This is a genomic window from Nocardioides pocheonensis, assembly GCF_003725535.1.
GTDB lineage: Bacteria > Actinomycetota > Actinomycetes > Propionibacteriales > Nocardioidaceae > Marmoricola > Marmoricola pocheonensis.
Genome location: NZ_RJSF01000047.1, coordinates 324710 through 342373 on the forward strand (window position 1 = coordinate 324710; position 17664 = coordinate 342373).

The following is a 17664-nucleotide window of genomic DNA, read 5'->3' on the forward strand; positions in this document are numbered from 1 at the left end:
ACGACTCGCCCGCGGTCGGGGTCGACTGGACGCTCGTGGCGTCGCTGCGCGCCCAAGCCTCCGAGCAACTCAGCCAGGCCGTCGCAGCCGACCGGACTCGGCTCGACCGAGCAGCGCAAGAGGAACTCGGCCGCTCAATCGTGCTTGACCTCATCGAATCGGCCGTCGCCGACCGGGTCAACGCTGGCGACCGCGCCTGGCCACTCGGACAGCAGAAGGCACTCGCTCGGGCTGTCTTCGACTCGCTGTTCCGGCTCGGCCGACTCCAGCCACTCGTCGACAACGACGACGTCGAGAACATCATCATCGCCGGCCACGACAACGTGATGCTGGAACTCATCGACGGGTCCCTCGTCGACGGACCATCTGTAGCCGACTCAGACGAGGAGTTGATCGACTTCCTCGTGTTCCTGGCCTCCCGTTCGGAAGTCAACGCTCGCGGCTTCTCCGAGGCCCAGCCCAGGCTTCACCTCCGCCTCGATGGCGGCTCCCGTCTCGCCGCCGCCGCGTGGGTGACGCCCCGGCCGTCGGTGGTAATCCGCCGCCACCGGCTGATGCAGGTCACCCTCGACGACCTCGTCGAGCGACAGATGCTGACGCCAGTCGCCGCTTCGTTCCTCCGGGCCGCGGTTCGGGCTCGCAAGAGCGTCGTCGTCGCCGGCAGCCAGGGTGCAGGCAAGACAACCATGGTTCGTGCCCTCTGTGGGGAGATCGACCCCATGGAGGCGATCGGCACCTTCGAGACCGAATACGAACTGCACCTCCACGAGCTGAAGCGTCACAAGATCGTCCACCCATGGGAGGCACGCCCGGGCTCCGGCGAGCGCGGACCGGACGGCCGGATGGCCGGCGAGTTCACCCTCGATGACGCACTCGTCGACTCCTTCCGCTTCAACCTCTCCCGGCAGATCGTCGGCGAGGTCCGCGGCAAGGAGATCTGGGCGATGATCAAGGCGATGGAGTCCGGCACCGGTTCCATCTCCACTACCCACGCCTCCGACGCGGTGGGCGCCGTCCGCAAGCTGGTGACGTGCGCGATGGAGGCTGGCCCTCATGTCACCCACGATCTGGCGGCCTCGAAGCTGGCTGCGACGATCGACCTGATCGTGCAGCTCGACCTGCGCACCTCGACGGTGAACGGCGTCTCGCAGCGCCGGCGCAGGGTCGCCGAGATCATTGCCCTCGAACCCGGCGAGCGCGAGACCGGCTACGCGACCACCCACATCTTCGCCCCGGACCGGGACGGCACCGCGGTCCCAGCGGTCCTGCCCGAGGAATTCCGGTCGCTCGCGTCGTACGGCTTCGATCTCCCGAGCTACCTGATGCATCAGGAGGTGCGCTCATGATCGCGCTCGTCCCTGCTCTCGCTGGCGCGCTGATCGTCGCTGGCATCATCGGAGTGACCCTCGGACTGCGACCGACGGCGGTCCCGGAGAAGCGCCCCTCCTCTCGTCGGGTGCGGCGATTCCAGAACCTCGACCGCACCACCCGTTTGCTGCTATTCGGTGGACTCGCCGTCGGAGTCATCGCGTGGCTGGTCACCGGGTGGATGCTCGCCCCCATCGCGGTTCCGGTCGCAGCCGTCGGCCTACCGATGCTGCTGTCGGCGGGGTCGGCCGCATCAAGGATTAAGCGGCTGGAAGCGATGGAGGAATGGACCCGCTCCCTCTCCGGCGTACTCACGATCGGAGTCGGGCTGGAGCAGGCATTGGTGGCAACGCTGCGATCCACACCCGCTGCCATTACTCCCGAGGTCACTCGATTGGTGGCACGGCTTCGTGCCCGCTGGGTCACCGAGGACGCGCTGCGTGCCTTCGCCGACGAGCTGGACGACTCCACGGGCGACCTCATTGCTGCCAACCTCATCCTCGGTGCGCGCCGTCGCGGCGCTGGTCTGTCGAGCGTTCTCGAAGGGCTCGCCGAGTCCGTGGCTGCCGACGTCCGCGCGCGGCGGCAAGTGGAAGCTGACCGAGCCAAGCCGCGAGCGACCGCACGCTGGGTGACGTTGATCAGCGCAGGCGTGCTTGTGATCCTCGCGATTTCCGGGTCATACGTCGCGCCGTACAAGAGCCCGTTCGGCCAGGTCATCCTCATCAGCCTCCTCTCGGCTTACGTCGCGACGCTGGTCTGGATGAAGCGGATGGCGTTGGGCCGCAACCTGCCGCGGTTCCTTGGCACACCTGGCGGTGCGGCATGACCACGGGACTCCAACTCGCTCTCGGCGCGGGCGCCCTCGTGTCGCTCGGCGTCGTCCTCCTGGTCATGCGGCTCATGCCGGCGGAGCCGGATCTGGCCGAGGCGCTGGGGCGGCTGACACCCACTCGCAGCCGGGCTCACCTGCTCGCCACGGCCACGGCTACCTCCGGCAAGGAGCGAGCGGGCGTGTGGGCTATGAAGACTCTGCCAGCGGCGATGTGGGTGCGTACGCCGAGCCGCGAGCTCGCGATCCTCCGCATCCCGTTGGCTCATTTCTACGGCGACAAGCTGGCCTTCGCCGGGCTCGGCCTGGTGATCCCGCCGCTGCTCGCCTGGTTCTTCGACCTCATCGGCCTGGGGTTGCCGATCGCCGTCCCGCCGCTGGCCTCGCTCGGACTGGCTGCCCTGATGTTCTTCATGCCGAACTACAACGCCATCGATGACGCGCGGAAGGCCCGGCTCGAGTTCGCCAGAGCGCTTGGCGCGTACATCGACCTCGTCGCTCTGGAGCGGAACAACGGCTCCGGGGTCCGGCAGGCGATGGAGTCGGCGGCCGAAGTGGGCGACTCGTGGGTCTTCAGTCGGCTGGCGGAGGAGTTGACGCGCTCTCGCTGGTCGGGTCTCCCGCCTTGGGACGCGCTGCACACCTTGGCAGACGAGCTCGGCTTGCCTGAGCTCGACGACTTCGCCGACATCATGCGGCTCTCGGGTGAGGAGGGGGCCTCGATCTACACCACACTCCGTGCCCGGTCCGCCGCGATGCGCACGGCGATGCTCAACGACGAGATCGCGGAGGCCAACGCCGTCGGCGAGCGCATGACCATCCCCGGCTCGCTCCTCGGCGTCATCTTCATGGCGCTGCTCGTCGCCCCGTCACTGCTGCGGATGTTCAGCAACACCTGACCACCAACAGATCAACCAAGGAAAGGAGCCCACCAATGGAACGACTCATCGGAGCGCTGTTCGCGCTCACGTTCGGACTGGAGTCGCGACTCCAGCGCCGTGACGAGCGCGGCTCGGTGACCACCGAGCATGTGCTCTGGGCGGTGGCCGTGATCGCCATCGTCGCAATCGTCGTAGCCGCGGTGAAGACATATGTCACGAACCAGGCCGGCAACATCAAGTAGCCGTCGCCGACAGGACGAACGCGGCTCGGCGACGATCGAGCTGATGATCCTGCTGCCGGCGCTCTTCGCCGTGATGTTCCTCGGGATGCAGGCGGCGCTGTTCTACCACGCCCGTTCCGCGGCAATCGCGGCTGCGCAAGAGGGCGCCCGGGCTGCCGCCGGTGAGCACGGTCACGAGTCGGACGGCGTACAGGCAGCTAACGCATTCATCGAGCAGGCCGGCGGTGACGACGTGCTCCCGGGCGCCACCACAACGGCCAACCGCACGGCCACAACGGTGACCGTGGTCGTCCGAGGGCACTCGCTGAGCGTCATCCCCGGCTGGTCACCCGTCGTCCGCCAAGAAGCCTCCGTTCCCGTCGAGAGGCTGACGACACCATGACTCGCCCGCGGGCGCGCGACGAGCGCGGATCGGCAGCTATCGAGGCTGTCATCGGCGTGCCCGCGTTCCTGCTCTTCGTCGGACTCATCATCTTCGGTGGGCGCACTGCTACGACGCACCAGTCGGTTGAAACTGCCGCGGCTGACGCTGCCCGCTCGGCATCCCTTGAGCGCACGAGCGCATCGGCCAGAACGCAGGCGATCTCAGCGGCAACCACCAGCCTCTCCAACCAAGGCATCCACTGCCTCGACATCGACGTCACCATCGACGCCAGCCAGTTCAGCCGTACGGTCGGCGAGGCCGCGACCGTCTCCGTCACCGTCCAGTGCCGCCTCGACCTGTCAGACCTGTCCATTCCCGGGGTGCCAGGTAGCCGCCTGATCCGAGCGACCAGCACCAGCCCTATTGACACATGGAGGGAACGCGGATGATGCGACGAACTCGCGACGAACGCGGCTCCATCTCACTGTGGATGGTGACCGCCAGCTTCGTGATGATGGTCCTCGTCGGACTCGCCGTCGACCTCGGCGGACAGATCCATGCCAAGCAGCGTGCCCACAACGTCGCCGCCGAGGCCGCCCGCGTCGGCGGTGAACAAGTCGAAGCCGGGCCGGCCATCGAGGGCCGCTACGTGAGTGTCGACACCGCGGCGGCTCGAACCGCCGCCCAGGAGTACCTCGCAGCGGCCGGCGTCACCGGAACCGTGACAGTGACCGGCGGCGACACGGTCCACGTCGAGGTGACCGACACCTACACGCCCAAGTTCCTGAGCTTCATCGGCATCGGCGACCTCACGGTGACGTCCGAAGCCTCCGCCCGCATCGTCCGCAGCCTGGGAGGTACCGAACAGTGACCGCACGCAACCGTGCCGCCGGGCTGGGAGCCACCCTGCTCATCGTCGTGATGGTGGTCGGGACTCCGCTGCTGCTCCTTGCGATCGGAGTGACCCCGTGGACCGAGGACCTCGGCGAGCTCGGCACCCTGCTGACCAGCCCGGACGACGGCACTCTCGCGATGCTGGTGATCGGCGTCGTTGCATGGGTCGCCTGGGTGGTTCTCGCTCTGTCTCTCCTCGTCGAGATCCTGGCCGCGATCCGCGGCGTCACCGCACCCCGGTTGCCCGGTCTCGCAATTCCGCAGGGTCTGGCAGGGCGGCTCGTCGCGACGGCAGCGCTCTTCTTCGCCGTTGCGCCGGTCGGCGCGCCGGTGTTCGCCCCACAGGTGGCGCACGCAGCGCCGGTGGTCGAGGCACCTCCGATCGCCAACCAGCCGGAGGCGTCTCTCGCTCCTTCGGCGGCTCCGGCCCCGGAAGCCGCGACCCATGAGGAGACACCCACGGTCGATTACGTCGTGCGTCGAGGCGACAGCCTGTGGAAGATCGCGCAGGAACACCTCGGCGATGGCATGCGTTACCGCGAGATCGTCGCTCTGAACGAAGCGGTCCTCCATGGAGAACCCAGCTTCATCGACCCCGGGCTGACTCTGCGCCTCCCCATTGACGCCGCGCCAGCTGTCGACCCGACCGATGAGCCGAGCTCGGACAACTCGTACGTCGTGGAGGCTGGCGACACGCTCTGGGACGTCGCAGAGGAGGAACTGGGTGACGGCAAGCGGTACCCGGAGATCTTCGAGGCGTCGCACGACACGGTGCAGGCGGACGGTCAGCACCTAACGGACCCCAACCTGATCCGGCCCGGCTGGGAACTGACGATTCCGGCCGCGGTCGACTCGCCCGTGGTCGAGTCTCCTTCCGTCGAAAACCCGCCGGTACAGACACCGGGCGGAAAGCATCTTGGTCCAGATCCCGTCGAAGATGCTCCGCCGATCGAGCCGCCCGGCAACGCCGACACTGCCGAGCCGGCCGAGCCTCCCGCGGTAGCAGAGCCGAACCAGGTCGACGACGCAGATGGCGCCACGGTGACGTGGCTGCTACCGGGCCTGACAGGAGCCGGAGTTCTTCTCGCCGGCTCGGTGCTGCTCTGCGTGCGCGCGCACCGCCGTACCCAGCAGCGCCACCGTCGCCCCGGCTTCGGCATTGCACCGCCCCCAGCCGAAGTCCGAGCCATCGAGAAGACCGCCACCGTCGCTGGTGCGCCCGCCGCAGAGGTGATCGACCAACTCGACCGCCTGCTCCGTCAACTCGCCGCGGCCATGGACGAGGTGCCCAAGCTCAACGCTGTCGAGGTTGGCAGGGAGACGGTCACGCTGCACCTCGCCGAGGCGGCCGACCTCCCGACGCCGTGGACTGGATCGTCGTTCACATGGGCGGCGCACCTGGACTCGCCGGTGGGCGACGAGGACGTCCTCCCGCCGTACCCGCTCCTCGCCAGCGTCGGCCAGGGAGACGACGGGACATTGTGGTTGCTCGACTTCGAGAGGGCTGGATCGACTGCGCTAACCGGCGACGCGGACGTGGCGACGGCACTCGCTCGCCACCTCACAGCTGAACTGGCGCTGAGCCCGTGGACCGTCATCTCGACGGTCGACGCGATTGGTGTTGCTTCTGAGCTGTCGTCGCTGGACTCCGGCCGACTCCGATGCCACGCGCAGGACGACACGGCGTTCCTTGCTCACCTCCAGCGGGATCTGGCCGAAGCTCAGGCTCTCGGGCAAGGCGACCCTGAGCCATTCCACGCCCTGCTCGTGACCGGTCCGCGAACCAGCGAAGTTCGCGCGCTCGCCGAACTCATACGGCACCAGACGTCCAGGTCGGGCTTCGCGGTCGTCGACATCGGAGATGCCGAGCCGGAAGACACGGTGATCGAGTTGACCCACGATGGCCGGCTGCGGGTGCCACACCTCGAACTCGATCTGGCGGCCGCCGGGCTCACGTCCACCGAAGCAACTGCCACCGCGGCGATCGTCGACCTGACCAGGGAGGCAGTCGTGGTGCCGATGCCCCGGGACGAGGGTGCGACTGGTTGGCGGGCCCTCGCGGATCACGCCGGGGCGCTGATCACCGACCTGACCGAAGCACGTCCGCAGGGAGAAGCAGGCGGCACGTCGCTGCTGCCCGAGGCGACACAGCGATACGAAGCCGTGGCACCGACGACGGCTGACGATGTCGAGGTCCTTGCCCCGGTCGTCTCGGCACAATCCCGACGGATCGTCGAGGAGTCGGACCCACAGCTCGACGACGACCTGGCAGAGTGGCGAAATCCGGAGAGTGCGTTGCCTAAGTTGCAGCTCCTCGGTCCCGTAACCGTTATCGCGCGGGGCGATCCGCCATCGGCGGTTGCAGAGCGGCGGGCCTACTTCAACGAACTCGTGACGTTCCTGGCCCTCCACCCGACCGGGGTCTCATCGCGGCAGGTCCGTGAGGCATTCGGCATGACCCAGTCCCGCGCGCGAACCGACCTCGGATACATCCGGACATGGTTCGGCACCGACCCACGGACCGGTGAGCTGCACCTGCCAGCAGCTACAACATCTCCGGCTCACCGCGACCGCGGCACTAACGGCTACCAACTGACCGACGTCCTCGTCGACCTCGACCTGTTCCGTCGCCTCCGTGCCCGCGCTCAGGCCCGCGGCACCGACGGGATGGGCGACCTTGTTGCGGCGCTGGAGCTCGTCAGCGGCGAGCCGTTCAGCGACCTACGCACTCCTGGCTGGAGCTGGCTGCTCGATGGCGAGCGCGTTCATGAAATCGCGGCGTTCGCCGTGGTCGATGTCGCCCACATCGTCGCCACCGACGCCTTCTCGCGGGGCGACCTCGATCGCGCCCACATGGCGGCCGAGAAGGGCTGTGCGGCTGCACCGTACGACGAGGTCTGCCGTCTCGACCTCGCCAAGGTCGCCGAGGCTGAGGGGCACGACACCCTCGCCGAACAGATCCTCGACGAGCAGGTCTTCAACCGGACCGACGACAACCTTCCGCCGATCGACGTCCCCAAGCGCACAAGGACGGTGGCGAAAAACAACGCCTGGGGCGGCGTGAAGCGCGCCGGCGAGCGCTGATACGGACCGCCCCCGAACTTCTTTCTGAGACGACCACGGGCGGGGCTGACCTGCGAAAACGCTCGACCGACAACTCGCCCGTGGCCGCCTGAGCGACTCGCCCGTGGGCGAAACTTGGTGCCCCCTGCAGCGCAAAGTCGTGCGCATGAACTCGGCACAACGGCAGCCCCGGTCTTCGCGGTGGAATCCGCGGCTGCCCGTCTCCCTGTCCGACGCCCCGGACCTCGTCACCGCATCCACGATGCTCGCCAGCCGCGACATCCCCGTCTTCCCGTGCATCCCGGGCGGAAAGCAGCCGCTTACGAGCCACGGCTTCCTCGACGCAAGCTCCGATCTCACGACCGTGAGGACCTGGTGGCAGCGCTGGCCCGAAGCCAACATCGGCATCCCCACAGGCGCGACCTCTGGCGTGGACGTCGTCGACATCGACGTACACCCGGGCGGCAACGGGTTCGGGGCGTTTGAGCAGGCAAGATCCGCTGGACTCACTGAGGGTTGGGCGTGGCTGGTCCGCACTCCGTCGGGCGGAGTTCACGCGTACTACCTGCGCGGGCGGGCCGACGAGCAACGCTCGTGGCAGGTGCCCGGCCAGCATGTCGACTTTCGTGGGGACGGTGGCTACATCGTCGCGCCGCCGTCGCAGGTCGCCGGAAGGTCTTACGACCTGATCGCGGTTGCCCAACACCGCGCAACCCCCATGGATGCGACTGCCCTCCGCTCCTTCCTGGAACCCCCTCGTCCGACCCGACCGCCGGCCTCGATGCCAGCGATGGGCTCGCGTCCCGACAAGCTCGCAGATTGGGTGGCGTCCCGCCCCGAGGGCGCGCGTAACCACGGACTCTTCTGGGCCGCCTGCCGGATGGTCGAGGACGGACATGCCTTCGACGCGGCCGCCGGCCTGCTCGGTGAAGCGGCCCGATCCGCGGGCCTGTCTGACCAAGAGGCGATGACAACGATCCGGTCGGCGTACCGGATCGCAAGTCGGCTGGGGGCGGCGCGCACCGCGCGCCCTATGACCGCGGCTGAGGCGTTGGCGCTGTGAACAACAACGACCACTACGAGCGTCGCGACAACCGGGTTGTGCCCGAGCACGCCGCGACTCAGCCGCAGACCGACCAGGCGGTCTCTGCGCTCGCGCATCATCGGGATCCCTCGGTACCGACCAGGCCGGACGGCCCGGCTCCGAAGGCCGAACGTGGAATCGCCTGGGTACGGCCCAGCGAGCTGCCCACCTTGATCGGCTCGAAGTGGGCTGGCCGAGGAATCGACCTCCAAAGCGAGCTGGTCCGCCGATCGCGGCGTGCGCCGGCCAAGGCAGGCCGGGCGGGCCACAAGATCAGCCGGACCGCCATCGCTCGACCGGAATCGGCCACCCCGACGGTGTCCACGACGGAGGAGTTGGGGCTATGACCACAGCAATCAACGAGGCCCCGCTGGACTTCACGACGACGGAAGGACTCCGGCTCATGCTCGTCCGTCTCCGATACGGCTCCGACGGGTGGAGCCACGACCCCGAGGCATCCGACCTGATGAGCTACGCGATGGAGAAGTACGGCGCACTGGCTCGCAAGTACGGCTATGAGCCGGTCGAGGCAGCCATCGCGGCATTCGACGCGATGCACACGCGAGCTGTGCGCGTGGCCGACGATCCCTGGGCCGTGGTGACCCGCGCCGTCGAACTCACCCTCGTCTACGACCAGCGAGCCGACGGGCTCCTCTGCTCTAACCAACAGGCACGCCGCGAGGTAGACATCGAACGTCACGACGCCGAGCGGTTCAGCGACCGAGAGGCCGAGTTCGTCGACTTCCATCCAGCGTTCGCGATCCCCGCACCTCAGGACGTTCTCGACTTCGGTGACGCGGAGGAAGGGGGAGACGAGCCGACCAATGCCTGGGTCGCGGTCGACGACGCCGTCGCCGTGTTCGTTGCGCTCCGCTGGCCCGAGGAGGTGGCACGGACAGCGATCGAGTACATCTGCACCAGGCTGCTGCGTGCAGGCAACCGCCACACCGCGTTCGAAGCACTACGTCGAGATCGCCACGCGCAGGCGATGCTCGACGTGGAGCAACGCGCCTGGCTGGTGTTCCTACGCGTGATCCTCGGCAACCAGCACCCTGATCGCCGCCAGACCTCCGCAGGCCGCGGGATGCTCCTTCGGCTCGTCATCGGCGACGATCCCGAAGCACTGCTAGCGGACAGGTCGCTGGTCGCCGAGATCGCCAGCATCCGTCAGCCGATGCGCTTCGAGGCGAGAGGGCGCCACCATGTCTGAGCACGACGGGCATATCGAGCTCGAACGCCGCATCGACTCGATCGTCGTCGGCAACCGGCACAGGCAGCATCCAGAGGACGACATCGAGCCGTTGATGATGTCGATCCGGAAGCTGGGGCTTCTGCAGCCCGTGACGATCACTCCGGACGGAGTTCTAGTCTGCGGCGCTCGTCGGCTCGAAGCCGTGAAGCGGTTGGGCTGGCGCACCTTGAAGGTATGGGTGCGTTCCGGGATCTCCGACGAGCTGAATGGCTTGCTCGCCCAGAACGACGAGAACGAGCAGCGCAAGCCGCTCACCCCGCTGGAGCAGACGGCGCTGTTTCGCGAGCTCAAGGAACTGATGCGCGAGGACGGGAAGCGGCGCCAGGAGGCGAGTCGCTTCGGCGTGGACAGCGAATCGGATGAAGCCGACGGTGCCGCCGCGGCGGCGGCACCGCGCGGCCAAGGCGACACTCGCCGCCAGGCAGCCGAGGCAGTGACCGGCAAAGCGTCGTACAACATGCTGGAGCAGATCTCCGCGATCGAGCGAGTGGCAGCCGACCGGGGCCTCCCTGACACCGTGCGGAAGATCGCTCAAGCCGAGCTGGAGAACATCGAACGTGGCGGTGATGTGAAGCCGGCCTACTTCACGGTCCTCGCAGCCAAGGAGCTGATCGCTGTCGATGACACCCCAATGCCCTCCGGCCCGGCGACATCCGAGGAGCTGGAGCAGCTCGCTAGGGAGGCGCAGGAAAGGCTCCGCCAGAACCGTGTCCGCGGCGGAACGAAGAGCAAGCCGAAGAAGACCAGTTCGGCGCACCGAAGCCTCCGAGCTTTCGTCCTGACCTGGGGCGACCTCGACGGCTGGTCGCGGTTCTACAACCCGACCGAGATCGCCTCTCAGATCAAAGCGAACGACTGGGAAATGTTTGAGCGAGTGCTCGCCGAGACCATCACGTTCGCCGACGAGGTCCGCGAGCTGCGGTCCGCACCGATATCGGCCTGACCGGACCGCCCGGCACACCTCTCCGCCATCCCTGCGAGAGAAGACCTGAGGTGGAAGCTGATGCTCTATTCGACCGCTCCCGACGACCTCCGTCGACGCCCCCTCATCGTCGTCGGCATCACGTTTGGCTTGTTGCTGATCTCCGTAGTCGCATACGTCGTCCTGATCCAGCGTTCACCAGTTGCCAGATCCTCCCAGCCGGACGTCGGTCACCGGACAGGCCCAAGGCCCGAGGCCGGGGCGACGCCCCTGAACCAGATCGCACCGTTGCCTGACATCAGCGATCCCGAGACCTTCGCCCGACAGGTCGCCCAAGAGATCTTCGAGTGGGATACCGCGACGCTCATCACCCGCACAGACCATGTCGAGCAGCTCGTCACGGTCGGCGATCCAACCGGCGAGTCGACTCCCGGCCTCGTCTCGGACCTCGACAACTACCTTCCGACCCCGGACGCCTGGAAGGAGCTCGCGAAGTACGAAACCCGTCAGTGGCTCTCCGTCGAAGCGGTCACGACCCCGACCAAATGGCCCGAAGCGGAAGCCGAAGCAGGCGACTCGCTCCTGCCCGGCACGACGGCGTTCACGATCGACGGCGTCCGCCATCGAGCAGGGGTCTGGGAGGACGCGCCCGTCTCGTCGGAGCACGACGTGTCCTTCACCGTGTTCGTCGTCTGTGGACCGTCGTACCCCGAGTGCCATCTGCTGCGGCTGTCATTGCCCGACCAGCCGCTGGAGTGATCAATGTCCAAGGCTGTCGTCGCGGGGGTGACCGCCATCTTGTTCGGGCCGGCCACCGTTCTGCTCGGACTGGCTGTGTTGCTCAACCCGGCCGCGCAGGCCCAGTGTCTGCCGTCGGGTCTGGTCGTCGGCCAGACTCCCGCCAGTCTGACAGCCACGAGGAGCGACGGAATCGAGGTCACCCTCGACAAGGCTCAGCTCACCCGCGCAGCGACCATCGTCAGTGTGGGCGGAGGAACGAAGGATGTCGGACGCGACGGCATCGTCATTGCCCTCATGGCAGCGCTCACCGAGTCGAGCCTGCGGATGCTCTCCAACACCAGCGCGTACCCCGATTCCGCGAACTACCCGAACGACGGGAACGGCGGTGACCACGACTCCCTCGGACTGTTTCAGATGCGACCGAGCACGGGGTGGGGCAGCGTCAAGAATCTCATGGACGCCGAGTACCAAGCCCTGGCGTTCTACGGTGGGCCCAACGGACCGAACCACGGTTCGCCTCGCGGACTGCTCGACATCCCCGACTGGAAGCTGCTTCCGAGGGGCGTGGCGGCCCAGGCCGTTGAGGTGTCGGCCTACCCCGACCGGTATGCCGCCTACGAGCCCGTCGCCGTAGCGATCCTCCACGCGATCGCGACCGGCACATCGAGCGATTCGTGCGGAGACGAGGCTCATGGCCTTGGCGTCCCACTGCCGCCCGGGTTCGCGGGAGCCTTCATTGCCGCCGCCGAATCGCAGACCGGGAAGCCGTACGTCTGGGGCGGCGGCACCTACACCGGACCCTCCGGCATCGGCTCCGACGGCCGCGGGCCTGGCTTCGACTGCTCAGGACTCGTGCTGTACGCCGCCTACCAAGCGTCAGGCGGGAAGCTCAAGCTTCCGCACTACTCAGGAGCGCAACTCGCCTTCGGCCAAACCGTGGCTTGGGACGCGAAACAGCCTGGCGATCTCATCTTCTTCTTCCACGCGGGGGCATCGGCGCCCCATCACGTCGCAATCTACGTCGGCGAAGGCAAGATCCTGCAAGCTCCGCACACCGGCGACAACGTGCGCCTCGGGATGGTGGCTGAGTTCGCCGGCGAGACGATGGCGATTCGCCGACTCGGTGGATGAGGCGCACCTGTTCGGCATGACGATCTCCGGTCTTACTCCCCTGGTCGGACCCGACTTCGGTGCCGTTGGCGGCTCCAGCCAGCTCCGCGCGATCGTTGGCGCGCTACTGACCTACGGGTTGATCGTCGCCGTCCTGATGATCGTCATCTGCGCAGCGACCTGGGCCATAGGCTCGGCCCATGGAAGTTGGCAGACCGCGAGCAAATCGAAGACTGGACTCTTTGTCGCCCTTGGCGGGGCAGTACTCACCGGTGCTGCGCTCGCTTGGACCAACTGGTTGCTCGACGTGGGCGCGTCGTTGTGAGCGACGAACAGCTCGCCCAGATGGAATCGCACCACTTCCTGGTGCGTGCCAGGTCGGTCTCGGGAAGCGCCACGGTCGCCCTACGCGTTGAGGTCTTTGTCGTTTGCCGACCGGGCCACGACGACGCTTGCAACCGATACCGCCACCGCGCCGACTCCGTACAAGGCCTTCGTTCCAGCCTCCTTGGCCGCCACCCTCAACTGGTCGGGCTTCCCCAGAGCAGCCCGCCAGCCGGCGGATGAGACAGCCTCACGCTCGATCTCAATACCCAGCGGCGCTTGGAATGCCATGACCGAGTCCCCGACCGCGTTGCTCGACTGAACGATGGCCCGAACGCTGCGCGAGTGAAGCAGGATCTCCAAGTCGGCGTCGCTTGCCGCTTGATCAAGCCTCCGGACCAGACCCACAGTCGTTTGCGTGATGCGCCCGCGAAGTCCGTCCCTCGACTCGTTCAACGCGAGGCGGTGACCGTCCAGATCCAGTGGCGCCACCTCCCGAACATGATCGAGTTCGAGAACCGCGGCCTCCTCGTGCAACTGGAAGCAGCGAGCGAGAACGGACAACCAGACGTCCACCTCGCCGGCGATCTCTGGCGCGTGCTTCGCCAGCTCCCGAACCTTCGCGGCAGATCCTGCCTTCGACGCCAGCGCATCCAGGGCGCGAAGCGCATTGGATGCGATCTCCGCGATGTCCGCAGTGAGATGCTGAACCTTCGACCACGACGGCGCGGAGACATGTCCCGTCTTCTCTCGGATGCTCATGGCTTCGCTGATCGCAAACGAGACGCCGTCCAGCTTCGCCAGGACCCCGTCCCGTTGAGTCCTTCGTACGTCATCAAGCTTCCCGTCGATCGCGGTGAGGAGCTCCGTGATCTCACGGACCTCGTGCCTCCGCTCAAGCTGAGCCATCGCGCCTGCGGCGTTCGAGAGGAGGGAAGCAAGTCCGGAGAGAGCCTCCGGGTTAGTGGCGGCAGACGCCATCGGCCCGGTCTCGGTAGCAAGCCATTTGCTGATGTCGCCGGGCTTCCCTGCCATCAACCAACGCACACCAGGCGTCTTTGTGTCCATGAGGCCGTGCTGTTTGGCGTCCTCCGCCGACTCCACGGTCAGTTTCACCCATCGGCCCGAGCTGGCGACTGCCTCGGCGGCCGAGTGGACCGCTTCAGCACCGAACGTAAGCACTGGACGAAGCCAACTGAGGTCGAGCCCCGTCGATGCCTCCCATAGACCCTTTCGGCGGAGGTACTGCTCCACGGCCTGCGGGTTCCCGATTACGGCAAGACCATCTCCGTCGCTGATTACGACGTGCTCGCCGCCTTCAACGGGAACCAGTTCGCCGTCGTCGGGCTGCTCGTCGTCCATGCCCCACATTGTTCCGTACACCTCCGACACTCGTGGCGGCACTGCCCGAACACCTGAGCGAGTGAACCGTCCACTCACTCAGGAGGAATCGTGATCAACCTCGGTCTACCCGCAGCCGTCCTTTCGCTCGTGCAGCAGGACATCAACATCGGCCCGAACTCCAACGGGCTGCCGGGCATCAGCCAACTCAAGAGCATCGTCGGCGCGACGATGACCGTCGGCCTCATCCTCGCCGTACTCGCCCTGATCGTCTCGGCGGTCGTGTGGGCACTCGGCGCGAACTCGTCGAACCCGCACCTGGCTGGTCGCGGCAAGTTCGGCGTCCTCGTCGGACTCGGGGCAGCGATCATCACTGGCGCCTCGGTCGCCCTCGTCAACTTCTTCTGGAACGTCGGCCAGGCGGTCTGACCCGCCAGACGCGAGAGGACAGCCAATGGTCGACGTGTGCGACGTACCCGTCATCTCCGGAGTCTGCGATGTCGCCGGCGACGCCGCTGGCGCGCTCGTCTCAGCGCCGTTCGACTGGCTCGCCCAGAGCATGGGGCATGCGGCGGGCTGGATGTTCGAAGCCGTCTGGAACGTCTTCGACTCGACCACCATGGTCGACGTCACGAGTGGCGAGTACACGAAGGTCTACAACATCCTCTTCGGTGTCGCCGTGTTCGTGATGCTCGGCTTCTTCATGCTCCAGGTCATCGAAGGAATGATCAGACGCGAGCCCGCGGCCTTGTCACGCGCCGCCCTGGGCCTCGCGAAGTCGATCCTCGGATCCTTCGTCGCCCTCACGCTCTTGGCGACTGCGCTGGAGATCACCGACCAGCTCTGTATCGGCATCGTCCACGCCGCCGGAACCAACATGGACCAGATGGGCGATCGAATAGCTCTTCTCGCCAGTGGCTTGCTCACGCTCAACATCGCGGCACCGGGCGCAGGCGCGATCGTCACGATCTTCGTCGCCGGCCTCGCCATCGGCGCAGCTGTGATCGTTTGGATCAGTCTCCTCATCCGCAAGGCGCTGCTACTGCTTGCGATCGTCTTCGCACCCATCGCGCTCGCGGGGTCCAGTTGGGACCACACCCGCGCTTGGGTGAGCAAGTGGGCGTCATTCGTGATCGCGCTGATCGTGTCGAAGGTTGTGCTGGTCGTGATCTTCCTGCTCGCCACGGCCCAAGTCTCAGCGCCCATCGACGGCGATCTCCAGTCCATCAGTGACCCCATCGCAGGGGTCGTACTCATGCTCATCGCCGGCTTCGCGCCCTACCTGACATACAAGGCGATCAGCTTCATGGGCTTCGACATGTACCACGCGATGTCCGCCGAGCAAGAGGCGAAGTCCGCCCTCAACCGGCCGTTGCCCATCCCGATGAGCCGTCGCCCCAGCGCCGAGCCGAGCAAGATCCTCGACGGCGGGACGAGTAGCGGCAGAGGCGGTGCGTCGGGTGGCGGCTCACCGACCCCACCGGCTCCCGCATCGGGTTCCGCGCCTGCGGGTGGCGGGTCGGCCAGTGCCGCCTCAGGGGGCGGGACAGTTGCCGCTGGAGGCGCGGCTGCGGGCGGTGTTGCGGCCGGCCTCATCGTGGCGAAGGAGGCTGCGGCAGCAGGAGTCGGCATGGGTCGCTCCGTGGGAGCGGCGGCCTCACAGCAGACGGACGCCGCAAACCAAGCGCCGCCCACGGCGGGCGCCCCGATGCCACCTCACCTGGCGGATTCGTTCCCTGCGCCTCGGACCAGCGGAAAGGCTGATCGATGACCCACCAATCAGCCGTTCGCGATTACGAACTCGCGCCGGTGAAGTTCTCCCGGCTGACCCGTCGCGGCGTTCTCCTCGGCCTGTCAGGAGCTCAGCTGGTCGTGGTTGGTGCCGGGGCGATCACCCTGGTCTTCGCGCTGTACTTCGGCGGCGCCGCATCCCTTGTCTACGTCGTCCCGATCCTGACGCTCTGCGCAACGCTCACCTGGGTCGGCGTCGGCGGCCGCAAGCTTGTGGAGTGGGTGCCGACGGTCAGCCGATGGCTACGCCGGTCGATCCGCGGCCAGCTGCTATTCCAGCGCCGCGTCGCCAAGCCGCGCCCCGCTGGAACGCTCTCCCTTCCTGGAGACGCAGCACGGCTACGCCAGTGGGTCGACCCCGAAACAGGGGCCGTCATGGTCCATGACCCGCATCAGGCGACGCTCACGGCGATCGTCGGAGTCACGCACCCGGCGTTCATCCTGCTCGACCCGGTCGAGCAGCAGCGGCGTGTGACGAGTTGGGGTCGGGTACTGGCCACCACCTGCCGGTCCGGCCGCATCGCCTCCCTGCAGGTGATGGAGCGGACCCTGCCGGACTCCGGAAAGGGCCTTGCGGAGTGGTGGTCCCAGCACGGACGCCAGAACGGCTCCTGGACTTCCACGACGTACGCGGAACTGATCGACCGCGCAGGCCCGGCCGGCGAACGGCACGCGAGCACCGTGTCGATCTCCCTCGATATGAAGGCTGCCGGGCGCGCGATCCGCGCTGCCGGCGGAGGCAACCGCGGTGCCGCCGCGGTACTCCGGCAGGAGATGTCCACGATGACCGCGGCGCTCAGGGCGGCCGACCTCGCGCCCTCGGGGTGGCTGGAACCCGGTGACCTCGCGCTGATTCTGCGTTCGGCGTATGACCCTGTAGTGGCCGGTGCGCTGGAGCGCCACGGCGACCTCGGCCGCGATCTGGCCACGGCCGGCCCGGTCGCGGTTACGGAAAGCTGGTCGAGCGTACGAAGCGACTCCGCCCACCACTGCGTCCTGTGGATCAGCGAATGGCCACGGTCGCTGGTGTACCCCGGCTTCCTCGCCCCTGTGCTCCTGTCGTCCGGGGTACGGCGGACCTTCACGCTGCTCTACACGCCGATGCGCACCGACCAAGCCGCACGCAACATCCGCAAGAAGAAGACCGAGTACATCTCGGACGCCGCCCAACGTCAGCGCATCGGGCAGATCGAGGACGCCCAGCAGTCAGCGGAGTACAACGACGTCCTTCAGCAGGAGGCCGACCTCACCGCCGGCCACGGCATTCTCCGGAACACCGGCTTGATCGCGGTGAGCGCCCAAGACCCAGACGAGCTTGAGCGTGCCGTCGCCGATATCGAGCAGGCAGCGATCCAAGCCTCGTGCGAAACCCGCCGCCTCTGGGGGCAGCAGGCACAGGCGTTCTCGGCTGCCGCTCTGCCTCTTTGCCGCACGGTGTGACCCGCGCACCTGCGT

At 67.2% G+C, this 17664-nt stretch carries 19 protein-coding genes; 18 read left to right on the plus strand and 1 reads right to left on the minus strand.

Going from position 1 to position 17664, the window contains the following annotated elements; all coding sequences use genetic code 11:
- Positions 1 to 140 precede the first annotated feature (140 nt).
- The 15 genes from EFL26_RS22210 to EFL26_RS22275 all read left to right on the plus strand — a co-directional run bounded on the left by EFL26_RS22210 (position 141) and on the right by EFL26_RS22275 (position 13078).
- The gene (locus tag EFL26_RS22210; protein ID WP_246000333.1) at positions 141 to 1346 is read left to right on the plus strand and encodes a TadA family conjugal transfer-associated ATPase; all 1206 of its coding nucleotides are present in this window, start codon (positions 141 to 143) and stop codon (positions 1344 to 1346) included.
- Positions 1343 to 2197 (plus strand): type II secretion system F family protein, encoded by an 855-nt coding sequence (locus EFL26_RS22215; protein WP_123225090.1) that lies wholly within the window; start codon positions 1343 to 1345, stop codon positions 2195 to 2197. The genes EFL26_RS22210 and EFL26_RS22215 overlap by 4 nt, the downstream gene beginning before the upstream one ends.
- Positions 2194 to 3099: a type II secretion system F family protein gene (locus EFL26_RS22220; RefSeq protein WP_123225091.1), complete on the plus strand. Its 906-nt coding sequence runs from the start codon at positions 2194 to 2196 to the stop codon at positions 3097 to 3099. The genes EFL26_RS22215 and EFL26_RS22220 overlap by 4 nt, the downstream gene beginning before the upstream one ends.
- A gap of 35 nt (positions 3100 to 3134) precedes the next feature.
- Entirely contained in the window at positions 3135 to 3323 is a 189-nt protein-coding gene (locus EFL26_RS22225; RefSeq protein WP_123225092.1) for a hypothetical protein, read from the plus strand.
- Entirely contained in the window at positions 3292 to 3705 is a 414-nt protein-coding gene (locus tag EFL26_RS22230) for a TadE/TadG family type IV pilus assembly protein (RefSeq protein ID WP_123225093.1), read from the plus strand. Before EFL26_RS22225 ends, EFL26_RS22230 begins: the two co-directional genes overlap by 32 nt.
- The gene (locus tag EFL26_RS22235) at positions 3702 to 4136 is read left to right on the plus strand and encodes a TadE/TadG family type IV pilus assembly protein (protein WP_123225094.1); all 435 of its coding nucleotides are present in this window, start codon (positions 3702 to 3704) and stop codon (positions 4134 to 4136) included. The genes EFL26_RS22230 and EFL26_RS22235 overlap by 4 nt, the downstream gene beginning before the upstream one ends.
- Positions 4136 to 4558 carry a TadE/TadG family type IV pilus assembly protein gene (locus tag EFL26_RS22240; protein ID WP_281273827.1) on the plus strand — a complete coding sequence of 141 codons (423 nt, stop codon included), beginning with the start codon at positions 4136 to 4138 and terminating at the stop codon, positions 4556 to 4558. The genes EFL26_RS22235 and EFL26_RS22240 overlap by 1 nt, the downstream gene beginning before the upstream one ends.
- Complete coding sequence (locus EFL26_RS22245) at positions 4555 to 7665, plus strand: LysM peptidoglycan-binding domain-containing protein (protein WP_123225096.1); 3111 nt, start codon at positions 4555 to 4557, stop codon at positions 7663 to 7665. Before EFL26_RS22240 ends, EFL26_RS22245 begins: the two co-directional genes overlap by 4 nt.
- Positions 7666 to 7810: 145 nt before the next feature.
- The gene (locus EFL26_RS22250; RefSeq protein WP_123225097.1) at positions 7811 to 8707 is read left to right on the plus strand and encodes a bifunctional DNA primase/polymerase; all 897 of its coding nucleotides are present in this window, start codon (positions 7811 to 7813) and stop codon (positions 8705 to 8707) included.
- On the plus strand, positions 8704 to 9075 hold the full coding sequence (locus EFL26_RS23955; protein WP_148046803.1) for a hypothetical protein: 372 nt from the start codon (positions 8704 to 8706) through the stop codon (positions 9073 to 9075). The genes EFL26_RS22250 and EFL26_RS23955 overlap by 4 nt, the downstream gene beginning before the upstream one ends.
- Positions 9076 to 9194: 119 nt before the next feature.
- Positions 9195 to 9938 carry a serine/arginine repetitive matrix protein 2 gene (locus EFL26_RS22255; RefSeq protein WP_246000335.1) on the plus strand — a complete coding sequence of 248 codons (744 nt, stop codon included), beginning with the start codon at positions 9195 to 9197 and terminating at the stop codon, positions 9936 to 9938.
- On the plus strand, positions 9931 to 10923 hold the full coding sequence (locus tag EFL26_RS22260) for a ParB/RepB/Spo0J family partition protein (protein ID WP_123225099.1): 993 nt from the start codon (positions 9931 to 9933) through the stop codon (positions 10921 to 10923). The genes EFL26_RS22255 and EFL26_RS22260 overlap by 8 nt, the downstream gene beginning before the upstream one ends.
- A 60-nt stretch (positions 10924 to 10983) precedes the next feature.
- Positions 10984 to 11661 (plus strand): hypothetical protein, encoded by a 678-nt coding sequence (locus EFL26_RS22265; RefSeq protein WP_123225100.1) that lies wholly within the window; start codon positions 10984 to 10986, stop codon positions 11659 to 11661.
- 3 nt (positions 11662 to 11664) lie between these two features.
- The gene (locus EFL26_RS22270) at positions 11665 to 12774 is read left to right on the plus strand and encodes a C40 family peptidase (protein WP_123225101.1); all 1110 of its coding nucleotides are present in this window, start codon (positions 11665 to 11667) and stop codon (positions 12772 to 12774) included.
- Complete coding sequence (locus EFL26_RS22275) at positions 12767 to 13078, plus strand: DUF6112 family protein (RefSeq protein WP_246000336.1); 312 nt, start codon at positions 12767 to 12769, stop codon at positions 13076 to 13078. The genes EFL26_RS22270 and EFL26_RS22275 overlap by 8 nt, the downstream gene beginning before the upstream one ends.
- Before the next feature lie 80 nt (positions 13079 to 13158).
- Here EFL26_RS22275 and EFL26_RS22280 read toward each other — a convergent pair whose 3' ends face one another.
- The gene (locus EFL26_RS22280) at positions 13159 to 14439 is read right to left on the minus strand and encodes a hypothetical protein (protein ID WP_148046804.1); all 1281 of its coding nucleotides are present in this window, start codon (positions 14437 to 14439) and stop codon (positions 13159 to 13161) included.
- A 90-nt stretch (positions 14440 to 14529) separates the two neighbouring features.
- On the opposite strand from EFL26_RS22280, the gene EFL26_RS22285 reads away from it, so the two are divergent.
- The 3 genes from EFL26_RS22285 to EFL26_RS22295 are packed head-to-tail and all read left to right on the plus strand — an operon-like array spanning position 14530 to position 17649.
- Positions 14530 to 14847 (plus strand): DUF6112 family protein, encoded by a 318-nt coding sequence (locus EFL26_RS22285; protein ID WP_246000337.1) that lies wholly within the window; start codon positions 14530 to 14532, stop codon positions 14845 to 14847.
- Between the two features lie 25 nt (positions 14848 to 14872).
- Positions 14873 to 16189 (plus strand): type IV secretion system protein, encoded by a 1317-nt coding sequence (locus EFL26_RS22290; RefSeq protein ID WP_123225103.1) that lies wholly within the window; start codon positions 14873 to 14875, stop codon positions 16187 to 16189.
- Positions 16186 to 17649 (plus strand): SCO6880 family protein, encoded by a 1464-nt coding sequence (locus EFL26_RS22295; protein WP_123225104.1) that lies wholly within the window; start codon positions 16186 to 16188, stop codon positions 17647 to 17649. Before EFL26_RS22290 ends, EFL26_RS22295 begins: the two co-directional genes overlap by 4 nt.
- Positions 17650 to 17664 lie beyond the last annotated feature (15 nt).